The sequence below is a fragment of the Pedobacter sp. GR22-10 genome (assembly GCF_026239715.1).
Lineage (GTDB): Bacteria > Bacteroidota > Bacteroidia > Sphingobacteriales > Sphingobacteriaceae > Pedobacter.
Window position 1 is genome coordinate 34,905 of record NZ_JAPIVR010000005.1, and the last position, 23,316, is coordinate 58,220.

A 23,316-nucleotide genomic window follows, 5' to 3' on the forward strand; every position below is an offset into this window, starting at 1 on the left:
TTACTATATTTGTTATCAGTTATTTATAGCGACAAATAGAGTTAGGGTAACCTGGCTTTAACGATGTCTCTCATGGATGAAAACCGTCAAACTTTCACATGAGCCGATCGTGAGTTCGCCTATTTATTGAGTTTTGCTATCTTCGTGATATCTTATTCAATAAGGCGGACTTCATGTTAGTCTTTTGTGAAACTTAGGCTCAGGCTTAAGCGGTTCTTGACGGTACCTCATCCAAAAGGCAGTGAAGTTCGCCTTATTGGTTCTCGCCAATCTGGTTTCCATCTGCTTTATTGAGTCCGCATCGTTTCACATAAAATTAACCGTTTATGAAAACGAAAAAATTAAGCGCCATCAAAACGATTCACCTCCAGGAAGTGAATCGTAATTATTCCCTACAACTATTATTAAAGAACGTTATTTGCTCTCCATCGTAATACTTGCCAGAATTCCAAGTTAAAATATAGCCCAAAAGAACAGAGGCTAGTGTGTGGAGAGCGCACAAAGTCCCGGCGGGTTAATTTAGCTTGGTACCAGCCCTTTATTGCTGATTAGGCAAAGGTGCAGTACAATGGTTTTTCGCAATCCCAAGGTAAGTATCTTTTTCCTAATAACAAATACGGTTTCCCGTATCCGCATGTTTTTATGTGGAAGGGGCTGGTTTTTGCCTAATTTTTAAACACACGGTATAAACTCAATTTAGTAACATGAGCTTAAGCAACCACTATCCTTTCGATAGGCTTTACGCTTTAAAGCCTAAGAATCCTGTATGATTTGAGAAAATCCAAAGGCAGGTGACCTGAATGGTTAAATAGAAATAGGTTCTTTAATGATGGCCTGCCTTGGTTTTTGGAGTTTGTTTTATGTTAACTCAATCAGGAAAAAATATTCAAATTTTGAGGGTGGCTGCGTTTTTTGAGGGAACAGGCAATGTTATTTCTTGACCGATTTTAACACAGAACAATCTTAAATGATGGTTATGATCTTATTTGATTTGAAATTTTATAGGATCAAGGGATTATTTGAAAAACCTCTGGTCCCGGATAGAAAGAACGCAGTTATCAAATTTCTGTTTGCCAGCAGCTTTTATGGCTAATATACCTAGAATCACTATGAAATACATTACACTAAACCGCAGCCAGGAAATAAATTTTACAAGGTTTAAGGAAGGGAAGGAGAAAGGGCTTGAGTTTTTTTATAATCTATTATATCCTTCTATATATTACTATGGTTTCAGGTATATCAAAGATGATGTGAATGCAGATTGTATTGTCAATGAAGCGTTTCTAAGGCTCTGGCTGTGCCGGGAGAAGATTACCTGCCCAGAACATATCAAGACTTTTGTTCGAAAATTAACAGCTGATGGATGCAGGGCTTATTATAAAACTTCGTTAAATAGGTTTCAGCGGAGTATGCTTCGGCTGGATGAAATGGAGAATTATCAGGATTTTGTTGCGGGGTATGATCCAGCACTGGAAGAGGCAGCAGATATCTTTGATGTGTATGAACCCGGGGATGAGGAGAAAGAGCAATGGGCACGGGTACAGGCCGTTATTCCTAACCTCAGCACTGATCAACAGCTTTTTATCAGGCTGTGTATTAAATATGCTTTTGACTATGGACAGATGGCCTGGCATATCGGGGGTATTTCGGATTACCAGGTGGCAAGAAAGGTGGAGAAGACGCTTGCCTGTTTAAAGGCCGTGATCACGGATACAGAAAGATTTGGTAAGATTAAAAAAACAAGCAGGTTCAGTTTCGAGGGGGATGTCAGCGAAGAACAGGCTGCAATCCTGCGGATGCGCTATGAACTGCAGTACAGCTTTGATGAGATTGCTACTGCCCTGGGCCTTGATCAGGGATATATCCAAAAGGCTTTTGCCGCTGCTTCGCTGAAAATTAAAAAAACTAAAATCAGGTGATATGGAAAGTGCTACAATGATCGTGACCCGCAAGATCCAGCTGCTGATTGATTCTGATGATAAAGAATTTATCAAGCAGGCCAGGGATCAGATTTACAACTGGCAATGGATCTGTTTTCGTTCTGCCAATATGATCATGAGCCATCATTTTGTTCAGGAACACGTGAAGGACTTTTTTTACCTGACTGATGGGGTGAAGCTCAAGATCGCCGATGAGAAAAAAAAGGAGAATGGGATGCTGAAGTCTTCCAGACAGAATACCACCTACAAACTTTTGTCCAACCATTTTAAGGGCCAGGTACCGACCAATATCTTAAGCAACCTGAATAATACGCTCATTACAAATTTCAATAAGGAAAAAGATGCCTACTGGAAAGGGGAGAAAACGCTTCGGAACTATAAACGCAATATCCCGTTACCATTTGGGGCCGAAGTACTATGTCGGCTTTCCCGTACGGCGGACAACAAGGATTTCTCCTTTAAGCTTTTCCAGATCCCTTTCCGGACATATTTAGGCAGGGACAGGTCTGATAAGAAGAAGATGATGGAAAGGATCAGGTGTGGTGAACTTAAACTGCGGTCAAGTCACATCCAGTTGGATAAAGGCAAAGTGTTTCTACTGGCGTCCATAGAAATCGAAAAAGAACGGCATATACTTGATCCGGCCGTTATCGCGGAAGCTTCGCTTTCCATTGAGCACCCGATAAGCGTAAAGATCGGAAGTCTGGAGCATTCCATTGGCAGCAAAGAAGAATTCCTGCACCGCAGGCTAGCCATCCAGGCTGCCGCACTGCGCGTGAAAAAGGCAGTTCAATATAACCGGGGCGGGCATGGCAGAAAGCGGAAGATGAAAAGCCTGGAGGATTATAAGCACCTCGAAAAAAGGTATGTGGAACAAAAATTACACCTGTACAGCCGCATGCTCATTGATTTTTGCGTAAAACACAGCGCCGCTACGCTCCTGCTGATCAACCAGCAGGAAAAAGAAGAAATAGCAAAAGATGATCAGTTCCTGTTAAAGAACTGGAGCTATTACAGCTTAAGGGAGAAAATTAACTATAAAGCAGAAAAAGCGGGGATACAACTGATTATTGAATGATCATGATGGAGCAAGCTATAATGCTAGGTGATGATATAGATATATGTATATCTTGATCCATCATTTTTTTTAGGATTTGGCGCAATTTGTCAACTGCTTACAAAAGTTGCTATACATTTAGCATTTACACATTTGAGGCTGCCTGCGCAGCCGTGGGGTGAGTCATCAAGGCTCATTAACCTGATAAGAAATAGGGGACGCAGTGGCGAGCTTCATGTCATAGAAACTAAGGGCTCCTACAAAGATAATTTGAGTGATAAATATTTTGAGGCTGCCTGCACAGCCGTAGGGTGAGATCTTCGTATGCTCACCAAGCACCATAAAATATGGGCATTGCAGCGGCGAATCTCATGTTAGTTCTTATGGAGTGGTATCGTGTGATACTGGGATTTGATAGGTAATTGATTTGTCTGATGGTGAGGTGTTTGTGCACCTTCCTTGTAACCAGAAGGGTTTACAAATTGACGATTATCGTTAACAGATGAAAATTAATGGGAGTGTTGTGTGATACTTTTCCAATTTCGCATGGTAAGCGGGCGTACTAAATAATGTTATAGACAGGCATTTGTGATGAGTGTTACTGGATATGTCCGTAGGTTATTTATAGGTTGAAAGCTAGCTTATTTGTTAGCTGGCTAAAGAGTTATCGAATTAGCCTGGGAGCGGGCTATGGGTAAATCAGGAGCGCCAATGATCCGGAGATTTTGTTTCCGTGCTCTATTGATTACGTAATATGTAGGTAGCTGGCTACAGCGTTTCTTTGCGATTAATGTAGCGAAATGGCTATGTTTCCAGATACGATCGAGCTGGTGATTCATTTACTTTAGCTAACTGGCTACTTCGTTATCCTGATCATTTAGGAGTGATGTTGCTTGTTATTTGCCCATGGGTAATGGTCTGGTGGTGGTTTGTTTTTTCATTGGCAAGATGTCTTTTTGTCTGACATTAATTCCTGCGGAATGATGTCTGGCAAAAAGGATCTTGCCTTTTAGCCTTCCCGTCGTTCCTCCCAAAGCTAAAAGGGTTAAGAAACCTCGCAACTCGGTTTCTTTTGAAGGAATTTTAAATGGCGGAAGCTTAAGGCAAATATTGATGTGAACGGATATGAATAAATGTAGTAGAATATAGAATCAGTTTTTAGCATATGAATCCTATTGTCATGGCGTTTTTATAGGTATGGATCAATATTGTTTTAAAATCGTTAACGCTCCTCGTTTAGACAAAAGAAGTTATGTGAGCTTTTATTTTAAGGGTAAACGGATAAGGGAATATTGCGGTAAGTGTCTGAAGTTAAATATCTTTCCCAATCACTCAAAAAGTGTTGCGGAGAAAAACAGGTTGTTGCGAAAGCTCAAAACGGAGTTGATAAAAGCATTGAAGGCTAATACTTATCCGCTAGTGTCTGATGTGCTACAGTCAGATCTCGAAGTCACTGATAAGGTTGCTGAAGCGGGTGATTTTATGACTGGACGTTTGCTTGATCTGGCTTTGTCGAAAAAGCTAAACGCAGGGCTTAGCCTTTCGTACCTGAGGAACTTAAGAGGGGTAGTAGAAAAGTTTAAAGCCTTTTTGACTAAGCTTGAGTTAAGCGCTGACATCCGTAGCCTGCAAGCTAAACGGGTACAGCAATTTTTGGATTCCTTCAGGTCTTCGGGTTGTAATTATATGAATAAGCGCAGGGAACTGGGCGCTATTTTCGCGGTGATATCCAGAGAGATTGATGAACCCCTATCACTGATCCAGAAAACTTCGACATTGAAAAGAAAAGCCAGGCTTCACAGCATTTATGAAAAGGAGCAGTTGAATAGGTTACTTAATTTTTTAAAAGATAGGGAACCCAATCTATATTTATGTTGCCTGATCTGTTATGGATGCTTTCTAAGGCCTCATCAGGAGATCAGGAATTTGAAGGTTTCGCACCTTGGTAAAGACTGTACGGAAATCCACCTCTCGGGATCGGAAAATAAAAGTGGCCGGGTTCGGATTGTTTACGTTCCCGATTATGTAAGATCAGAACTAAAGAAGTTCATCGAGGGACTTTCTGATGAACAGAATATTTTTACCAGGCAGCATTACGCTTATAATATGACTTATTTTCACACCAGGTGGCAGCGGTTGAAGAAGGAAATGTTAGCAAAGTCCTTATTGATGCCACTGCAGACCATTTACTCTTTTCGCCATTCTGCTGCAGTTAATGTCTATCGGAAGACGAAGGATCTGGATATTATCCAGAAATTGATGGGGCACTCGGATATGATGGTAACGATGAAATATCTTCGTGGCCTGGGGGAGTATAATGATGAGCGTCTTCGGGATTTTATGCCGGAGCTTTAGCATTAGGTATTATGCTGTTGGCCACCGCTTCCTTGCGGCCTGTGAACGGCCCTTCCACAATCCTTAGCTGTTCACTTTCGCTGTTTACGCAAAAGCGTTGACGATCATGTAACCGTTAAACCTACTGAAAATAACCATATCACTGTTGGTGATGGCCATGCAAATAATATCTAGGGTTTCCGAGTTTATTAAAACGGGGTATAACTGATACGTACCATTACACAAGCCCTAAACACTTAGATAGATATCGCAATGAGTTCGCTTACAGATATAATACTAGAAAATTTCTAATTGCGATCATTTTGCCAATTCATTCAAAAGAATAGAAACAAGATTAACGTACGCTAAACTAATTTCATATTTTTGAGAAAATATTGCAGTGAATCCTTCATTCCCAACGTTCCCAGTCGGAGGAGGTTCTGGTGGCTCTGGTTCAGGAGGTTCAGGAAACGCTGGAGGCTCAGGTAGTAATGGTAATGATGACCAAGCTGTGGTGGTGGCGGTTGACCATTGAGTGGGAACAACCAGGGATAATGCCAGGAGATCTTTCTTGTCGATCATTCAAATTTCAACAGGTAGGCACTTCTAACTCGCAATCAGCTATCGTAACTGGTTTGCCTTCGCCTACGTTTTCCGTGGACGGAGGTGGTAATAGCTCACGCTCGTTTCCTTTAGGGAATATTATCGTCGATGCCCTGCTAACACTCGCTAATAGTACGGCCATATCGGCTGGAACGGCTGCCGCAGCAGCGCCAGCTAATGATGCAGTCATGATTCTAGGTACAATATATGGTCTGGGAATAAATGGATGACTTCGACAGATGCAACTTATGAACGCGACTTTATTACACCTATGAAAACATTCCTGAAAGTCGCTGTACCAGGTGCAAGAGTTCAAAAACGCGGTACAGATGGTAGAACTGGTGTGTCTCCATCCAAAGCTGAATATGATGGATATTTAGACTGGCTATTCGGCACAGGTTGTTAACTTAGTAGAATGAATCATTTAGAATTAATTAATAGTCTATATCCTTACTTTCCAAAGGATATAGACTATTATAACGAAAAATACCAAGATAGCGAAGAATATCAGTTTTTAGCTAAAGTATGCGATATTGCTGACACAGATAAACAGACATATCTCCAGCTACTGGAAGAGTTGAACGGAATCGCTAATACGGTAGACTTTACCCAGCTGTTTGCGAGGGATAGATGTTTTCGTTTACTCACTAATGTATCATACGATTTTTCTCTTCTAACAAGTATATCTATAATTGCGCCTTATTTTATTTTTCAAACATTTTACAATACAGGTGGGCGTAGAGAATCTTTCGATGTATCTCAGGTTCCTGATATATTAATGGAAAAAATATCCGTTATTATTCACAAAATCTTTCCTGCCTATTCGCTTTTACCAGAAGAACTTAGAGATATTGCTGTGAAGGAAATATCACTGCCAAGAACACCTTTGGGAGAAGTTACCATCGCAAAAGCGATTTTTACTGACGCAAGCATATGAAAGAAAAATTTTGGCTGTTCATTTTAGCTTTGTTTCTTGTAAAATATTCTTCTGCGCAATCCAATAATAAGCTTATTGATAATTTGATGAATACCACAAAACTAAAAATAGGCAATGAATTTGAAAGTATAGGACGTCGCAATTCTATAGATCTTTCCAAACTGAAAAGAAACGATTCAGTCCCAACCTCTGGATTTTTAAAGCTTTTCGATTACAGTTATGCTTATACCAGCTTACTGAAAGAGGAAATACCCATCGATACTATTCTAGTTGGTACTGCAGACAAAAAGATTAAAAGCTTGATTTATATACTTTCGCCAGTTCGAATAGAAACATTACTTAGTAAGATGGGCAAGTTTACAACAAAAATTAATCTGCCATCAATGGAAACAGGAACAACAATACTGTATTCCTGGGAATTTCCTTCATACAGTACTTTGCTTTATGCAGGTATTGATGGTTCTTCTCAAAATATCATGGTCATATACTCAGGGAAAATTGAGGGTATCTTTAGAAACTGATATGCTAAATATTATATAATGAGTAGATCATCTTCATGGCTAGTTGTTTTAATACATTTCCTAAAAAATTACAAATAAATCTAAGCAAGATGAATTTAGTGGGGATTATTCCAAAAGTGGCCACTGTTTTCTCTTCAAAGTGGTCACTCGGCTCATTTTAAGCGGTTTTAAGGCCTGTTTAAAACCAACTTTGATTCAATGGTTGTTTTTTGTGCTTGAGGCAGCGTCAGAGGAGCGCTAAAGCGCTCAAAAACGGTTTTTTTAGAAAGGGTGTTGCTGGAGTTTTTTGTCTGTCGGTTTTGGGATGTAATTTTGCCATAGAACAGCTTTATTGGCTGGATAATCATAGCCGGGATGCCGTGAAGTGAAGTCTTGTGCGGATGGGGGGCAGAGCATTGACAAAATTTCTTTTGCGGTGGTACTGATAGGAATGGATATATTTGGGACTATTCTCAAGATGTTCTGCTCAAAGTCGGGCTAATCTACGGGGGTACAGTTTGGAACGGAATCCGCTGTCTGCTATTACCGAAAATCCCACTAATGATGACCAATTCTTCCATGGGCGCATTCATACTTACATCTGTGTAGAAACAGTTGACTTTTTTGCCAGAATGTATCCTGCGTGCAATTTCAGCGACCGTTTGGCAATTGTTTTCTATGCGAAGTTCAAGATTATTGATTTGTGCAGCATTTACCCCGACAATCAAATTATGACTGAGAGTGTGATCCTTATTTTAAGCTTTTTCTTGGGCATACCTATGGCTTAAATAAAGTTCCGAGCAAATCCCCGGCGTAAAGGGCGGCAGGATTTTTTCGTGGAACTGGATTTTGCACTTTTCCTTCTAATTCAGATTTAGCTAGCGGTAAGCTTGGTTGACCCCAAAGTAATTTTGTGGCAGAAAGAAGGGAGAAGATCCGTCACGACTCGGTTGTAGGAAAGTTTATTAAGCGAAGCTACAAACATTCAGTTCTGAAGAATTAAAAATAAAATTAGATAAGGATTATTATATCCCTATCTAAATTCTAAAATGAAATAATTATTAATTTTTTAAATATTTTCTGATTACTCTTATCGTATAATATATGATAATCCCAAGTATAATTCCAAGCACTATTTTGAGAATTAAAATTGGCCAAATGATGTGTGTAACTTCTATATCTTTCATAATTTTAATTGAATGATTTTACTTTGGTGGCTACGAATTCACCAGTTTTATTATTAATATCAATTATAAAGTTTATTCTCATGCTATAGATCTTTCCGAAGTCTTGGAGGACTAAATTCATACTTAAGTAGCCTATGACTTCTAGTCTTGTTATGTTTGCGTTTTCATTTTGACTAAAATCCTTCTGAGCCCACTCCATGAAAGGAGCAAGCCCCCAAATTGCAGAAGTAGCATTTTTTACTGTATAATTCGTGTTATCCAACTTATTTAAAACTACATTAACATCAATACCAGATATACCATCTACATTATATCTTATTCGCCCTGGCTTTTCCACAACAGCATCTTGTGAAAGATTATTACGGACTTGCGATAAATATTCATTCAGTTCACCAACGGAAGAAAACTTTTTAGCAATAGCTTTATCTATATTATCATTATCAACAAATGAATCGCCTGATTTGAGGTCAACTGATCCAAAATTATCATTATTTCCTGGCTGGTCTATCGGTGGGTCAGGAAACCAGACTTGTTGGCATACATCAACCATTTGGTAGTCGGTAAGTTGCCACTCATTGCCTCCGCAGGATGAAAAAGTTTCTGGCATCCGACAGGTCATACTGTATTTTATCTGTAAAATACCACAGTTAGAGCTAAAAAAAGTACACGCCCTCATTTCCGTATGACAGATAGATGTATAGTATGCCGTTTTTTTATCTTTATTCGACATAGCCAAAATCTCACTGGATTTTTTAGGTGTATCGCTTAATAGTCCATTTTTGTAGTCTATAACAAAAAACCTTTTCGTTTCGAGGTTGGTCAGCGCAAGGCTTCCCGTAAAAGATTTGGTATTAGTCATTTCTTTCATCTGATCAGCTTCACTGACATTAGTCCCATAATAGTAAATCCCTCGGTAAAACTCTTTTTCGTTTTTTACTATTAAATAAGATCTAGAGCCTAACTCATTTGCCTTCTGGGTTATATCACCCTTGATCAAATTAGCAAACAAAGGGTAGAACACGTAAGAAATGGTATCATTTACAATCTGTACGGTTGGATGATCCCAGTCTGGACTCCAACTTAAATTCTTATTTTCTTTAAAAATAAGTTGTCCTGCTAACTTTTTATTAAAGAACTGATCCTTTATTATATTAAGTCGTTCCTTAAAATCGGGAGCGTTTTTTGAAAGAATTTCAGAAGAGCGAACATCTTCATGAATCGAAGTTTTCCGACATGAGACGACGATGATAAGAGTTGCCAGGAAAAAGAGTCCTATTGTTTTTACAATACTGGAATTTGCGTTAATTTTTTTTCTCATTTTTTTAGTTTTTTTAATAAGTTTGAAATATAGGAATGCTATTGCAACAATGTTGCGTATAATTTAGGACAAAGCTCTATTAATTTATTAAATCCACAATGCTGCATTTAAAATCTATATGTAACTTTTATGTTACTATTGAATCTAGTTTAATTTGATAGCGGAACCCTTCATTTTCAACTCGCCCTTTTCAAAAGAGACGCCCTGCACTTCTTTGGTAACGCTTTTGAACTTATAGGCGATACCGATGCATCGTACGGTCAGCTTCGCTTCCAACTCTTTCCAGTTCGTGGACGTTTTCATAGCGGCTTTAATGGCATAATAAAGTTCATACCTGACCTTTTCCTTCCCATTTAAAGCCTGCCTTTTGACCTGCTCTTTGCCCTTACCCCAATGGTAACCGTATTTTAAAGTAAGCTCCCCGCAGGCTTTAATATTGAGTGCGTAATTATTCTTATCGGTGATCGTAGCCCCTTGTTACCGACCCGGTTATAGACCACGTGTAGATGGGGGTGCAATCTATCATGGTGATGTACCACCACATGCTGCGTATCCCGGATACCCATCTTATGCATATACTCTTTGGCATGTTCCAGCATAACTTCATCGGTAAGTTTGGGCAGGTCTTCCTTGCTACAACTTAAGACCAAATGCCCGACCGCCTTACCCAACTCCTGCCTCATTTTGCGTTTCAGGTTAAAATCATTGGTCAGCGTGGTTGCGTTCTGCATCCTTAAACCCTCAGCAAAAAGGATCTTCGCTTCGGGCTTGTCCACAATGTAGCGGATACAGCCCCCGAAGCTTCTTGCTGTGATCGGTTTACCGATCATTGCTGTTAAGTTTGGTTAACAATTCTTCTATTTGCCTGACCAGTGCCTGGCATTTTAAAGCCAGCGTAGGCAAGCCTTGCACATGGGCGGAGGTGGGTCAATTGGTTAAGGTTATTGGCCATCCCTGATAGCATCCTGAACCATCGGCTTTCCTCGGGGGTAAAGCGTGGAAAAACCCTTGCACTCTTTGCCGCCCTGCGGAACCATTCACTGGGCTTCAGCCCTGCATTTTTTGCCCGCTGGGCGATCAGTTGTTTTTCCGTCGGGGTTAACCGGATCATAAGCAGATCACTCCGGCTAATCGCTTTTTTTGGTCTGCCGGGTACTCTTTTTTTCTTTATTTCACTACCAGTTGTCGCTGTTTTCATGCGCCGTGTTCCTTTCCAAATCTTCAGTAGATCCTTTCTTAATTCCTTTTTTAACCGACCAACGGGAGCGAATCCGGGGCATCCCTTTAGGGTGAATCCGGGTTTTTGTATAACAAAAACATTAACTCGCTCCCTACAAAGCGCATAGAGTAAGGGTGCTAAAACCTTTGGCAAAGTCAAGCACATTTTTTAGTCAAATGCCTCCTTACAGTAGCACTTAACTGCATTATTCTCCAGGCCATTTTGTACTGCTCATGGTAGCGGCCACCAGACCAGGCTGCCCAGCTTCGGGAGGTAAGATGGTTGGTAACGGATGTACCCATAATCGTCCAGTTCCCGCATACATTTATGATATGTCGCAATAGATGCGATACGGCTGTACGCCATCAGCGTTCTGCGGGTAACAGCAAAGGGGCTGGCAAAACCTCCCCGTTGCCAGCTAATGAAAAGTGCTGTGGACAGGCTGATGTGGGTTGCCATTAAACGGTTGTCGCTGCCCATTCGGCGAATCAACTTGCCATACTCCGTAACGCGGCTCTGGATATCCGCTATCATTGGCTGACTCCTTCCAGTAGGGTGGTGATGTCTTCCAGTTTATAATACATCATGCCTCCGATCTTGGTGAAATGAAGCGTACCATTTATCCGCAGGTTTTGCAAAGTGCCAGGTGATATGTTCAGTAACTTGCGCACTTCGGCACTTTTCAGCCATTGTTTGCTGGTGCCCCCCTGATGAGGGTGCATGATTGCTTTGATCTCGCTTAACAGTTCACTTTTGAACTGTCGCAGGTCGTCTTTGGTAATTAACTCGATTGCTGTCATAGGCTTTGTTTTAATAGGTTTAAAATATGATTGTGCCGATTTTCGGCGTTATTGACCGTTATAGAAAATGAATGTTGCGGATTTACCAGCACACATCAAATACAAATATACAGTATGTTATGATAAATAAAAATATGTCATAACTTTTGCATAACTTTGCTTTGGCAACCAAAATGGATGGTTTGATCGCATTTGCAGGCTTTTGCTATCATTTAGTAAATTTGATGGCCGATGGCAGGTTTCAAACAGTAGCAAAAGCCATCAAAAAAAAAGTGAAAATATTTTTTAGCTATTTTAGACAAACAGGTTAAATGCACAAGATCACCTACAAAACGTATTACAATACCCGCTTGAAAGAGGTAGATTTCCACGGTGTGGCAACGCACCCCTTGTACGTTATGGTCACCTTTGAACGGCAGACTATTTACTTTAAGAGCTATTACTTTGGGCTTTTCTCGCAGCCCCGTTTTTTTCTCGAGATTCCGGGGGCGGGGTCAAAAGGCCCGGATGTTGAGCTGCCCATTAAAAAGGAAAACGAGGTGATCGATTTTATCATAGAAAAACATAAGGATGATTTCTCATTGGAAATATTTAAGACAGCCTATGCCTATTATAGCGTCGATCTATGCGAATTGTTGGAAAGGGGGTTTAGGGAATACCTCTATACCTTCTTTTGGGATGATGGTTCTCCTTTTTTGGGTGACCTTGTGAAACACGGCGCTAAGCATATTGTAGCTTACGACCTGATGCGGGATTTTAAGAGGAATTTTCAGAAAGAGCGGTATGATAAACTGGTCACCAACGCTTTTTATTATGCGCCGCCTTATCTGCCTTTATACGGCTTTATGTCGGAAAGGAAACGCTGGCCGGAGCTTTGCCTAACGATGATGGAATGGAGGAGCCTCGAAATTACGCTGGCATTTAAAGCTTACCTTGAAAAATTTTACCCAGATGTGGATGGGCTGGAATTGGTGAAAGAGGTAAATGGTCTGCCGTACTCGAAATGGGCATGATGGCTTTTGGCAGGATTGCTTAGTTACAAAAATGCCACTGATGACGATCAATGGCATTTGGCATTTAAACGAAAATGAGATTAAACTCTAACCTTTATAAGTCTTTAGGTTAGTCATTTCTTGGGTTAATTAAGTTTACTACGACTTTTACCATCATATCCTTTTCATCTGGCTTGCTTTCGGCAATCATCAGCGTTAATGCAACTAAGGCATTATCAGCAATGCGCTTTGAGCCATCTTCCCTATATAATATCCTATTTTTTTCCAAAAACCATACAAAAAGGTAAGCGGCGATACGTTTGTTGCCATCAGAAAAAGAATGGTTCTTGACCACAAAATATAATAAGTTGGCAGCTTTTTCTTCAATGGTCGGATAAAAGTTAACACCACCAAAGGACTGGTAGATGGTGCCTATAGAACCTTTGAATGAATCATCCTTTTCGTTGGCGAACAATGAGCTTCCGCCAAATTTATCTTTCAGATCCTTAATCGCCAGCATAGCCTCTTCATAGGTGGCAGTAAATAATTGCTGATCAGAAGTGCCGTCAAGTGTCAACTGTTGGTGGTCGTATTTGTCCAGGATATCCAGCGCATAACTGTAATCCGTGACAACTTTTAAAAGGCCAGTGGCCTCATCAGAGGTCAGCTCCTTATTTTTTAAAACGTTCCCTAATAAGTTTACGGTTTGTTTTAAGGAGTTAAATTGTTCGGTCTGCTCTCTTAACCTTTGCTCGTTAATAGCGTAACCTTTTACCAAATATTCTTTAAGTACATTGTTAGCCCAAATGCGAAATTGCGTACCACGTTTTGAATTTACGCGATAACCAACAGAAATTACCGCATCAAGATTATAATACTCCACTTCATAGGTTTTACCATCCTGGGCAGTTGTTGCATTTTTTGCAACAACTGCATTGCGATTTAACTCTTCTTCTGTAAAGATGTTCTTTAAGTGCCTTGAAATAACGGATTTATCCCGTCCAAATAACGCTGTTAATTGATTTAGTGATAGCCAAATGGTATCAGCTTCAAGCTTAACATCAATTGATGTTTGTCCATCCGCCGTTTGATATATAATAATCTGATCGTTCGTCATAACATTTAAATTTAAAGATTTTATTCATTAAAATTTGTGGCCATGCTTTGCAGCCACAAATAAGGATCATTATGCCGCCCCGTATTTTTTTTTAAGGAGCGCCATATCCTGGCTTACCTTTATATCAAGTATTTTCGCATAGTGCTGCGTTGTTTTGATATTGGTGTGGCCTAACATCTTGGATACGCTTTCAATCGGCACGCCATTGGATAAAGTAACCGTGGTGGCAAAGGTATGCCGGGCAATATGAAAAGTCAGCGGTTTTGTAATTCCGCATAAATCTGCTATTTCTTTCAGGTAGCTATTCGTCTTTTGATTGCTGAGTACAGGTAATAAAAGGTTGCGGTTTACGCAAGCGGGATGATCGCTGTATCTGTTCAAGATTTGTACCGCAGCCGGAAGCAGCGGGATACGGCTTGCCGTATCGGTCTTTTGCCGCTCGGTGAATATCCACTGATCACCGTCAACGCCCTTGCCCATTTCATGTCTTTGCAGTTTCTTTATATCCGCATACGATAGACCTGTATAACAGCAAAACACAAATATGTCTCTGACCTGTTGCAACCTTTCGATCGTAAGTTTTTTGTTTGTCATGGTTTCCAGTTCTTCCTGAGTCAGGAATAACCGTTCCTTAGCTTTGGCCTTTAGCTTGTAATTGACAAAAGGATTAACTGGCAGCCATTTATTGGCAAGACAATGGTTAACAATTTTTTTTAGGTGTTTGATGTATTTGGCCGCTGATACCGCACTGCATTTGCATTCCGCTTTCAGGTAAAACTCAAAATCTGTTATAAAAGCGTGGTTCAGTTGGGTAATATCTATATCGGCCTTGCCGAATTGCGTTTGCAGAAAAGCGTTAAGATGTTTTTCGGATGTCTTATAGCCTTTCAGGGTATTGGCCTCAAAGCCGTTCCCGATCAATGCCTTTACCTTGTCGTTATGTTCGGCAAATAATTGCATCAGATAGCGGCTTTTATTGGATTTGCCCGTAAACTGGTTCTGCATGCTTTCTGCGGTAACAGACTGTCCTGCGTCAATCAGGATTTGGTGCGCCGCTTTGGCCTTGTTTTGCAGACTGTCCAGATAGCTGTTCAACGCCCTTACTTCTTCTTTGGTACCGATGCCCCGCCCAGCATGACTGTTCCATCTGGCAGGTTCGCATTCACGTCCGGCGGACATTTCTGCACGTTTACCATTAACGGTGATGCGCATGTAAATGGCCATTGCACCGCCTTTGTAGTTCTTTTGCTTTCTAAGATAGAATAGCAGATGAAAGTTACTTCTCATAATTACAAGCTTAAAAGTTAAACAAAAGTAAGACTGTAAGCTCCTGCAATCAAGATGTTCAACTATTGAACATCTTGATTTTCAGTTAATTATACGTAATTCGGTGCGTAGTAACTATCCATTTGGGTACGCACCGAATTACGCTCTTATTTGTTGCGAATTGATGCATAAAATGGTGTTTTGACACTAATAAAAAACCCTGCAAACGTTTGATTTGCAGGGTTTTAGCATCTTTTGATATTGAAATTTGTAGCCCGTAGGGGAATCGAACCCCTGTTTCCAGAATGAAAATCTGGCGTCCTCACCCCTAGACGAACGGGCCATTTTTTAAGTCTTGAGTCCTATAGTTCTTAGTCTGGAGTCAGATATACTTTAGACTTGGTACTGATGACTTTAGACTGCCTTTTAGTAGCGGGGACACGACTCGAACGTGCGACCTTCGGGTTATGAGCCCGACGAGCTACCAACTGCTCCACCCCGCATTATATACAACTCGTTTTTTCTTTGAATTAAATCCTTAACGCTATTTCCGAATTGGAATGCAAAGATATAATTCGTTTCTTTGTGCTGCAAATTTTTTTTAAAAAATATTTCAATGGCGCATAAAGCAGGTTTTGTTAGTATAATAGGTAAACCGAATGTAGGTAAATCCACCCTCATGAATGTGCTTGTAGGCGAGCGACTTAGCATTATTACACCTAAAGCGCAAACCACAAGGCACCGTATCCTGGGTATTGTAAATGAAGAAGAATATCAGATTGTTTTTTCTGATACTCCCGGTATCATTAAACCAAAATACAGTTTGCAGGAAAGTATGATGAGCTTTGTAAACGGCTCATTAACTGATGCAGATGTACTTTTGTTTGTAACCGATATCAATGAAACACATGATGAAGATGATGTGCTGGATAAAATCCTCAGCAGGGATATCCCAACCATTGTACTCATTAATAAAATAGATAAAGCATTACAGGAGCAGGTAGATGAAAAGATTGCGTATTGGCAGGAGAAGCTGAATCCGGTTTCCATTTATGCCATATCGGCCCTGCATAAGCACAATGTTGATGGCTTACTGGATCGCGTTTTGGAAATGCTGCCTGAGCACCCGCCGTATTATGATAAAGAAGATTTGACTGATCGTTCAGAGCGTTTCTTCGTTTCGGAAATCGTTCGCGAAAAAATCTTCCTGAATTACCAGAAAGAAATTCCTTACAGTACAGAGGTGATTGTGAAGAGCTTTAAAGATGAGGCACTCAAAAACGGAAAAGGCCAGATGGTGAGAATCAGTGCTGAAATTGTAGTCGAACGCGATTCACAAAAAAATATTCTGATCGGTACCGGCGGCAGTATGCTGAAAAAGGTAGGTACAGAAGCACGGATAGAAATTGAGAAATTTTTAGATTCCAAAGTGTTTCTGGAGCTGTTTGTAAAAGTAATTCCGGATTGGAGAAGTAAAAAGAACTACTTAAAAAGCTTTGGTTACGATAATTAACCGTACCTTTGCAGCCCGAAATGAATCGGTTAGTAGTTGATAGTCAATGGCTGATAGCCAAATAGTTTAAGCAGCTTGCTTAAGCACCACGACCGTTAACTATAAGCCATTAACTATCAATAGAACACCCATGAGTAATATTATCGCCATCGTAGGCAGGCCAAACGTAGGCAAAAGTACCCTTTTTAACAGATTAACCGAAAGTCGTAAAGCCATCGTTGATGATGTGAGCGGTGTAACCCGCGACAGGCATTATGGCGTAGGGGAGTGGACCAACAGACAATTTACCGTAATTGATACTGGTGGTTATGTGGCCAACTCCGAAGATGTTTATGAAGCAGCGATCCGTGAGCAGGTAATGATTGCCATTGAAGAGGCCAGCGTGCTGGTTTTTATGGTAGACGTTACCACTGGCATTACTGATTTGGATGATGATATTGCGCAAGTACTTCGCCGCAGTAATAAACCCGTATTTGTTTGTGCCAATAAGGTAGATAATACGGCCTTATATAGTGAGATCAGTACTTTTTATGGATTCGGATTGGGCGAGATTTATCCCCTTTCTTCCATGACCGGTTCCGGAACAGGAGAGTTACTGGATGATGTGGTTAAACATTTTGAAGATATTCCGGAAGAAGAAAATCAATTGCCAAAAATTACCATTGCAGGCAGGCCGAATGTAGGTAAATCGTCTTTGGTTAATGCGCTGATTGGTAAAGAAAGAAATATTGTAACAGCGAATGCAGGCACCACCCGCGATTCCATCAAAATTCATTATAACCAGTTTGGCCATGAATTTATGTTGATCGATACAGCTGGTTTACGTAAAAAAACCAAGGTTAAAGAAAATCTGGAATTTTATTCGGTCATGCGTACCATCAAAGCTTTGGAAGAAGCCGATGTGGTGGTCTTAATGATCGATGCCCAGGAGGGAATTGAAAGCCAGGATATCAATATTTTCCACCTGGCTGAAAAAAATAAAAAAGGTATCGTAATCCTGGTAAACAAATGGGATCTGATTGAAAAAAATACGCAAACGATGAAAGCTTTTGAAGAGCAGATTCATGAGCGTATCCGTCCATTTACTGATGTGCCGATCGTGTTTACATCGGTATTGAATAAGCAAAGAATCTTTAAAGCCATTGAAGCTGCTTTGGAAGTGGCTAAAAACAGGGGTAAAAAAATTCCGACATCAAAATTAAATGATGTGATGTTACCATTGATTGAAAAATTCCCGCCACCAGCATTAAAAGGGAAACACATCAAAATTAAATATATCACACAGATCAATGGCACATCTCCTATGTTTGCGTTTTTCTGTAACCTGCCTCAATATATTAAAGATCCGTACAAACGTTTCATTGAGAATAAATTAAGAGAGAACTTTAATTTCTCCGGTGCACCAATTCAGATCTTCTTCAGGCAGAAATAAGCTGTTTGAAAGCTGAAAGTATATTTTAAAAATAATAGAAAAGCAGGGACAGCATTCCATAGGGCGTTGCAGCCCTGCTTTTTGTTTCAATCTTTTTGCGAATGTCGGCCCTGAAAATGATGAGGATGAATAGCAAAAAGTATTTCCACGTCAATCAGGTTTAAACAATTAAGTCTGAATTCCATATCTTCGCTGCCATGCAAATCGAAGTCAAAAACAGCCTTTTATCAGATTTTGACACGATATTTAAATTTTATGATATCGCTGTTGCCCATCAGAAAAAGGTATTTCATAAACACTGGCAGGGATTCAGTACAGAACTGGTGGAAACGGAAATTGCTGAAAACCGACAGTATAAAATACTGGTGGATGGTGTAGTGGCTTGTGTTTTTGCAGTTACGTTTAATGATCAGCTGATTTGGGGTGACCGGGATCATGAAGCCATCTATATTCACAGGATTGTAAGTCATCCCGATTTCCGGGGGCAATCCTTTGTGAAAAAAATCATTAGCTGGGCCAAACAATATGCAAAAGTACACCAGATTAAATATATCCGCATGGATACCTGGGCAGATAATAAAAAACTATTGGATTACTATACCAGTTGTGGTTTTGATGATGTTGGTGTAGTGACGATGGCAAAAACGGATGGTTTACCCAGGCATTATGAAGGCATAAGTTTGAGTTTGTTCGAAATCGAAGTATAAGATCAATATCCAGCTAATCTTTGAATCATAAAATTGGTCCGCTTTTGAAACCTGTCTGTGATTTACTGAAGATTGGTTAAAGCCTGTCTTACCGCGTTATCCGTTTGATTAACAGATCGGTAGTAGCCCACGTCTCCCAGATAGTAACGGCAGAGCAGGGCTTTTAAATCGTTCAGGATAATCGATTTTGCAGCATAAAGCTGAAAGCGGTCTATAGTTACATTTTTTCTTTGCAAGTAGCCTATAAAATCTTTAAACTCATTATCACTCAGGGCAAAATTATTAATATTTTGTTCTACAAAAGCAGCACTATAGCGGTTGGTCAATACATTAAAAACATAATCAGACAGCACTTTTTTGCTCACTAGGTTAGCGTAAAACTTATTATATCCGGTAGTATCCAGTTTTACAAAAATGTCTGGCTGAATCCCGCCAACAGTTTTAGCCCTTTTATGTTGCTGCATATTAACACCCTCACTTTTTTCTATCGAATCCTGAAAGGAGGTATGATCACCGGTTAACTCCCCGTCAAGCATCCTTTCATCAAGCTCATGTTTGTACGCATCATATCCTTTTTTATATGATTTCTGAATGCTTCGCCCAGATGGCGTATAATAGCGGGCAATAGTTAAATTTAAGGCAGAGCCATCTCCAAAAGCAAACTGTTCCTGAACGAGTCCTTTTCCGAAAGACCGCCGACCTACAATTATTCCACGGCCCAGATCTTGAATGGCACCTGCAACGATTTCACTTGCTGATGCGGTGTTTTCATTGATTAGGATGGCAAGCTTCCCATTTTGAAAGGCTCCTGTCCCGGTCGAATAATAATCTGTGCGGGGTTCGTGCTTACCCTGGGTGTATACAATTAATTTATTTTCGGGCAGAAACTGATCGGCCAGGCCTGTAGCTGCAGAAAAGTAACCGCCGCCATTATCACGTAAATCAAGGATCAGCTTTTTCATTCCTTTTGCCTTTAGGTTTGCGGCCGCGGCTGCGAAATCACCGTCTGTATTGGCACCGAATTTACTAATCCTCACGTACCCGGTTTCCGGGTTCATCATGTAGGCTGCGTCAATGCTGCTGATATTCACTTTACCCCGGGTAACCATCAGCCGGCTTTGTACCTGTGTGCCGCTGCGCAATAAGGTAACGCCCACGCCGCTACCAGCCTTTCCCCTGAATCTTCCTGTTAATTGTTCTTTTGGTAAATTTCTGCCACTAACCATAGTGGTATCGATCACCAGGATTTTATCACCCAGCTTAATGCCCGCCTGATATGCCGGTCCATCCTTCACCACGCCTGTTACCATCATGGTGTCGTTTAACATATAGTATTCAATGCCAACGCCCTCAAAATTCCCTTCCAGGTTATTGGTCATGTCTTGCGCATCGGTAGGAGGCAAATATACACTGTGTGGATCCAGCTGGTGGAGTACACTATCAATAGGTAAGTTTTGCAGCGAATCAGTATTGATATCATCTACATAATTTTTATTGATGATATGCAGAATTTCTTCCAGTTTTTCATCACTATTGCTGGCCAGTTGAGGTCTTCTGGTAACGCCAAATCCCTGATCTTTAATAAACTTAATACCCAAATACATTCCTGCTATCAAAATCACAGAATAGCTGATGGCAATCAGTATGTTTTTTCGGGTATTCTTTTTCATTGGCGTTAGGCAAATTTATGAAAATAAGCGGGTTGATATATTTTTAACTGCAATTTCTTGTCTTTTGTTTATAATATTTCACATAAATTAACAGTATAACATCTGCTCTATCAAGTGGCAATCTATATTTTTAAATTTTTAGGGTAGATTTTAGAAAGAATTTACCGAATTTTATCAAAAATAAATTTATGAATAGAGTTACCGAGCAAGAATCAAATTATAACCACATTGATGAAATGTCGGTAATGGAAGTTTTGCAGGGGATTAACAATGAAGACAAAACCGTAGCCTTTGCTGTTGAAAAATCTTTGCCTCAGATTGAGAAATTAACTTCGGCCGTTGCCGAGAGAATGAAAAAGGGCGGTCGGCTTTTTTATATAGGGGCAGGTACCAGCGGCCGCTTAGGAGTGGTAGATGCATCTGAATGTCCACCAACTTATGGTGTTCCTTTCGATACTGTAGTTGGTATTATTGCCGGCGGGGATTCTGCCATCAGAAAGGCTGTAGAATTTGCTGAAGATGACAGCCTGCAGGCCTGGAAAGATTTACAGGCATTTCATATTAATGAAAAGGATTGCCTGGTGGGTTTAGCTGCATCCGGCACCACACCATATGTGGTTGGAGGTTTAAATACAGCACGCCAGCATGGAGTTTTAACAGGTTGCATTGTCTGCAATACTGGTGGACCCATTGCTGCAGCGTCTGATTTTCCGGTAGAAGTGGTGGTTGGACCTGAATTTATTACCGGTTCTACGCGAATGAAATCGGGCACAGCACAAAAATTGGTTTTAAATATGCTGAGTACCACCGTAATGGTGCAATTGGGGCGTGTGGTTGGAAACAAAATGGTAGATATGCAGTTAACTAATCATAAACTGGTTGATCGCGGAACGCAAATGGTAGCTGATGAATTAAATGTGAGCTATGAAATAGCTGCAGATTTGCTGAGTAAACATGGAAGTGTGCGTAAAGCAGTAGAAGCAGGACACTGAGAAATGTTAGAATGAGAGAAGGATGGAATGATTGAATGATTGAATTTGGAAGTAATTGTAGCATTCTCTCATTCAAAATTCACTCATTCAATAATTAAAAAAACATGCACGAGATAGAGCCGTATTACCAGTGGAGAGATGATTATATCTCGGCAGAGGATGAGCGATCGCCATTCTACAATACCGAATACTCTGAACTGTACTTTGATAAGCAGATCTATAACTTTCTGTTGCACCCGCAATGGGATGAGTTTGGTTCCAATACCTTGTACATGAAAGTATTGTATGCGGATTATGATAGAGGTTACGCGATTATTGAGTTTATCGGCGAATGGAATGATGCCATCAACAACGACATCATGTTGCTGAAACGCGATATTTTGGAACTCATGATGGATGAAGGCATTAATAAGTTTGTATTAATCGGAGAAAATGTATTGAACTTTCATTCATCAGACGATAGTTATTATGAAGAATGGTTTCAGGAAGTGGAAGATGGCTGGATTGTTGGGGTAAATTTCCAGGAACATGTCATCAGGGAGTTTAAAGATAACAACATTGATTATTACATTAATTTTGGAGGTGCTTTCGATCACCTGCCCTGGCGTACATTAAAACCGTTACAGTTCTTCAAAAAAGTTGAAGAATTGCTGACAAAAAGACTGAATTAAAGTATTATTTTTATAATTATTTAAATACACAAATAAAAATGGAACAACAAAACTATCAATATCAGGGCAATAGCGTGTTCGTCCAGGAAAACACAGTGTCTAAAAAATTCTTTGCCAGCGTATTCTTATGGATGTTCGTTGCTTTGTTAATATCAAGCGCTTCTGCATTTGTATTGGCAAATTCGCCAGGAATTTTATCCTATTTAGTAGCTGAAAAAGGATTTACCATATTTGGATACATTGCCATCTTTGCGCCACTTGGTTTAGTGATGTTGATGGGGGCTGCTATGCAAAGATTATCCTTCCCGGCATTAGTGGGTATTTTTCTGTTGTATTCTTTACTAACAGGTGTGATGTTGGGCTTTATACTTTTAATTTACACAACAACATCTATTGCCATTTGCTTCGTTGCAGCAGCCGTTATTTTTGCTGTAATGGCTATCATGGGATACACTACAGATGTTGATTTAAGTAAATTCGGACCAATACTAATGGCTGGCGTAATCGGTTTGGTTATCGTAAGTCTGATCAACTTCTTTATCGGCAGCGAAACGCTGAACTACATTTTAGGCTTTGTTGGTGTGGCTATTTTTACTGCGCTTACCGCTTATAAGGTTCAGGAAATTAAAAGAATTGGTGAAGGTTTGGATGAAAGCGGAAATGAAATTGCATTGGCCGACAGCAAAAAATTAGCAATAATGGGTGCGTTGTCACTTTATATCACATTCATTAACTTATTTGTTTCTTTACTACGTCTCTTCGGTAGCAGAAGATAATTCACTAAATTCTGACCGCTGGATTTATCTGGTTTCAGGTTAATGACAAAACAATATTTTAAAGGCCGTGCATATTTGCATGGCCTTTGTAATTTTATTTGGCAGCGAAGCGATAAATTTTGGAAATGATGTTGCTTTGTTGCATTTTTGTATGCTTATTAAGAAAGACGGAGGGATTAGACCCAACGAAGTCTTAGCAACCTGTGCCAACAAGGTGCTACATTCTAATCTCGGTTAACCGGGAGAAAGATAAGTTAAGGAAGTACGATCCATGTGCCAACTTTT

22 protein-coding genes, 2 tRNA genes, 1 pseudogene and 1 riboswitch are annotated in these 23,316 nt (G+C 40.1%); of the genes and pseudogenes, 14 read left to right on the forward strand and 11 right to left on the reverse strand.

All coding sequences use genetic code 11. The annotated features are described in order from the left end of the window. Window positions 1–1,109: 1,109 nt before the first annotated feature. From OQX64_RS18935 to OQX64_RS18950, 4 genes and pseudogenes are all read left to right on the forward strand, one after another. A complete protein-coding gene (locus OQX64_RS18935) occupies window positions 1,110–1,919 on the forward strand; it encodes a hypothetical protein (protein WP_265819944.1) in 810 nt (269 codons plus the stop codon). A gap of 1 nt (window position 1,920) precedes the next feature. Then, window positions 1,921–3,018: a hypothetical protein gene (locus OQX64_RS18940; RefSeq protein ID WP_265819945.1), complete on the forward strand. Its 1,098-nt coding sequence runs from the start codon at window positions 1,921–1,923 to the stop codon at window positions 3,016–3,018. Window positions 3,019–4,194: 1,176 nt separating this feature from the next. Then, window positions 4,195–5,352, forward strand: coding sequence for a tyrosine-type recombinase/integrase (locus OQX64_RS18945; protein ID WP_265819947.1), 1,158 nt, complete (start codon window positions 4,195–4,197; stop codon window positions 5,350–5,352). A 188-nt stretch (window positions 5,353–5,540) separates the two neighbouring features. Further along, window positions 5,541–5,678: pseudogene (locus tag OQX64_RS18950) on the forward strand (transposase); the annotation flags it as partial. Here the strand turns inward: OQX64_RS18950 and OQX64_RS18955 are convergent. Together OQX64_RS18955 and OQX64_RS18960 are read right to left on the reverse strand one after the other, a co-directional pair. Beyond that, window positions 5,650–5,913: a hypothetical protein gene (locus OQX64_RS18955; RefSeq protein WP_265819948.1), complete on the reverse strand. Its 264-nt coding sequence runs from the start codon at window positions 5,911–5,913 to the stop codon at window positions 5,650–5,652. The pseudogene OQX64_RS18950 and the gene OQX64_RS18955 overlap by 29 nt on opposite strands. 7 nt (window positions 5,914–5,920) lie before the next feature. Next, a complete protein-coding gene (locus tag OQX64_RS18960; RefSeq protein ID WP_265819949.1) occupies window positions 5,921–6,124 on the reverse strand; it encodes a hypothetical protein in 204 nt (67 codons plus the stop codon). Window positions 6,125–6,160: 36 nt separating this feature from the next. On the opposite strand from OQX64_RS18960, the gene OQX64_RS18965 reads away from it, so the two are divergent. The 3 genes from OQX64_RS18965 to OQX64_RS18975 are packed head-to-tail and all read left to right on the forward strand — an operon-like array spanning window position 6,161 to window position 7,392. Continuing rightward, on the forward strand, window positions 6,161–6,340 hold the full coding sequence (locus OQX64_RS18965; RefSeq protein WP_265819950.1) for a hypothetical protein: 180 nt from the start codon (window positions 6,161–6,163) through the stop codon (window positions 6,338–6,340). Between the two features lie 9 nt (window positions 6,341–6,349). Beyond that, window positions 6,350–6,871 carry a hypothetical protein gene (locus OQX64_RS18970; protein ID WP_265819951.1) on the forward strand — a complete coding sequence of 174 codons (522 nt, stop codon included), beginning with the start codon at window positions 6,350–6,352 and terminating at the stop codon, window positions 6,869–6,871. Further along, window positions 6,868–7,392 carry a hypothetical protein gene (locus OQX64_RS18975; protein ID WP_265819952.1) on the forward strand — a complete coding sequence of 175 codons (525 nt, stop codon included), beginning with the start codon at window positions 6,868–6,870 and terminating at the stop codon, window positions 7,390–7,392. Before OQX64_RS18970 ends, OQX64_RS18975 begins: the two co-directional genes overlap by 4 nt. A 1,170-nt stretch (window positions 7,393–8,562) precedes the next feature. On the opposite strand, the gene OQX64_RS18980 is transcribed toward OQX64_RS18975, so the two are convergent. From OQX64_RS18980 to OQX64_RS18995, 4 genes are all read right to left on the reverse strand, one after another. Then, window positions 8,563–9,876: a hypothetical protein gene (locus tag OQX64_RS18980; RefSeq protein WP_265819953.1), complete on the reverse strand. Its 1,314-nt coding sequence runs from the start codon at window positions 9,874–9,876 to the stop codon at window positions 8,563–8,565. A gap of 407 nt (window positions 9,877–10,283) precedes the next feature. After that, a complete protein-coding gene (locus OQX64_RS18985) occupies window positions 10,284–10,706 on the reverse strand; it encodes a relaxase/mobilization nuclease domain-containing protein (RefSeq protein WP_265819954.1) in 423 nt (140 codons plus the stop codon). Between the two features lie 5 nt (window positions 10,707–10,711). Next, window positions 10,712–11,074, reverse strand: coding sequence for a plasmid mobilization protein (locus OQX64_RS18990; protein ID WP_265819955.1), 363 nt, complete (start codon window positions 11,072–11,074; stop codon window positions 10,712–10,714). Between the two features lie 551 nt (window positions 11,075–11,625). Continuing rightward, window positions 11,626–11,895, reverse strand: coding sequence for a helix-turn-helix domain-containing protein (locus OQX64_RS18995; RefSeq protein ID WP_265819956.1), 270 nt, complete (start codon window positions 11,893–11,895; stop codon window positions 11,626–11,628). A 311-nt stretch (window positions 11,896–12,206) separates the two neighbouring features. Here OQX64_RS18995 and OQX64_RS19000 point away from each other — a divergent pair, with 311 nt between their 5' ends. Then, complete coding sequence (locus tag OQX64_RS19000; protein ID WP_265819957.1) at window positions 12,207–12,908, forward strand: hypothetical protein; 702 nt, start codon at window positions 12,207–12,209, stop codon at window positions 12,906–12,908. Between the two features lie 109 nt (window positions 12,909–13,017). On the opposite strand, the gene rhuM is transcribed toward OQX64_RS19000, so the two are convergent. The 4 genes from rhuM to OQX64_RS19020 form a co-directional block, all read right to left on the reverse strand. Then, window positions 13,018–14,004, reverse strand: a complete 987-nt coding sequence (gene rhuM, locus OQX64_RS19005) for a virulence protein RhuM/Fic/DOC family protein (RefSeq protein ID WP_265819958.1) — start codon at window positions 14,002–14,004, stop codon at window positions 13,018–13,020. 69 nt (window positions 14,005–14,073) lie between these two features. Further along, a complete protein-coding gene (locus OQX64_RS19010; protein ID WP_265819959.1) occupies window positions 14,074–15,291 on the reverse strand; it encodes a site-specific integrase in 1,218 nt (405 codons plus the stop codon). Window positions 15,292–15,541: 250 nt separating this feature from the next. Then, a tRNA-Glu gene (locus OQX64_RS19015) sits at window positions 15,542–15,613 on the reverse strand. Window positions 15,614–15,700: 87 nt separating this feature from the next. Next, window positions 15,701–15,773, reverse strand: a tRNA-Met gene (locus OQX64_RS19020). 113 nt (window positions 15,774–15,886) lie between these two features. Here OQX64_RS19020 and era point away from each other — a divergent pair. From era to OQX64_RS19035, 3 genes are all read left to right on the forward strand, one after another. Then, the gene (gene era / locus OQX64_RS19025; RefSeq protein ID WP_265819960.1) at window positions 15,887–16,783 is read left to right on the forward strand and encodes a GTPase Era; all 897 of its coding nucleotides are present in this window, start codon (window positions 15,887–15,889) and stop codon (window positions 16,781–16,783) included. A gap of 130 nt (window positions 16,784–16,913) precedes the next feature. After that, complete coding sequence (gene der, locus OQX64_RS19030; protein ID WP_088299521.1) at window positions 16,914–18,215, forward strand: ribosome biogenesis GTPase Der; 1,302 nt, start codon at window positions 16,914–16,916, stop codon at window positions 18,213–18,215. A 197-nt stretch (window positions 18,216–18,412) separates the two neighbouring features. Continuing rightward, window positions 18,413–18,922: a GNAT family N-acetyltransferase gene (locus tag OQX64_RS19035; protein WP_265819961.1), complete on the forward strand. Its 510-nt coding sequence runs from the start codon at window positions 18,413–18,415 to the stop codon at window positions 18,920–18,922. 62 nt (window positions 18,923–18,984) lie between these two features. Here the strand turns inward: OQX64_RS19035 and OQX64_RS19040 are convergent, their stop codons facing one another. Continuing rightward, the gene (locus tag OQX64_RS19040) at window positions 18,985–20,592 is read right to left on the reverse strand and encodes a S41 family peptidase (protein WP_088299520.1); all 1,608 of its coding nucleotides are present in this window, start codon (window positions 20,590–20,592) and stop codon (window positions 18,985–18,987) included. 188 nt (window positions 20,593–20,780) lie between these two features. Between OQX64_RS19040 and murQ the strand changes: the two genes are divergently transcribed. From murQ to OQX64_RS19055, 3 genes are all read left to right on the forward strand, one after another. Next, window positions 20,781–21,584: an N-acetylmuramic acid 6-phosphate etherase gene (gene murQ / locus OQX64_RS19045; RefSeq protein WP_265819962.1), complete on the forward strand. Its 804-nt coding sequence runs from the start codon at window positions 20,781–20,783 to the stop codon at window positions 21,582–21,584. Between the two features lie 104 nt (window positions 21,585–21,688). Further along, complete coding sequence (locus tag OQX64_RS19050) at window positions 21,689–22,255, forward strand: hypothetical protein (RefSeq protein WP_265819963.1); 567 nt, start codon at window positions 21,689–21,691, stop codon at window positions 22,253–22,255. A 38-nt stretch (window positions 22,256–22,293) separates the two neighbouring features. Continuing rightward, window positions 22,294–23,031: a Bax inhibitor-1 family protein gene (locus OQX64_RS19055; RefSeq protein ID WP_265819964.1), complete on the forward strand. Its 738-nt coding sequence runs from the start codon at window positions 22,294–22,296 to the stop codon at window positions 23,029–23,031. A 152-nt stretch (window positions 23,032–23,183) separates the two neighbouring features. Further along, window positions 23,184–23,287, forward strand: a riboswitch (SAM riboswitch). Window positions 23,288–23,316 lie beyond the last annotated feature (29 nt).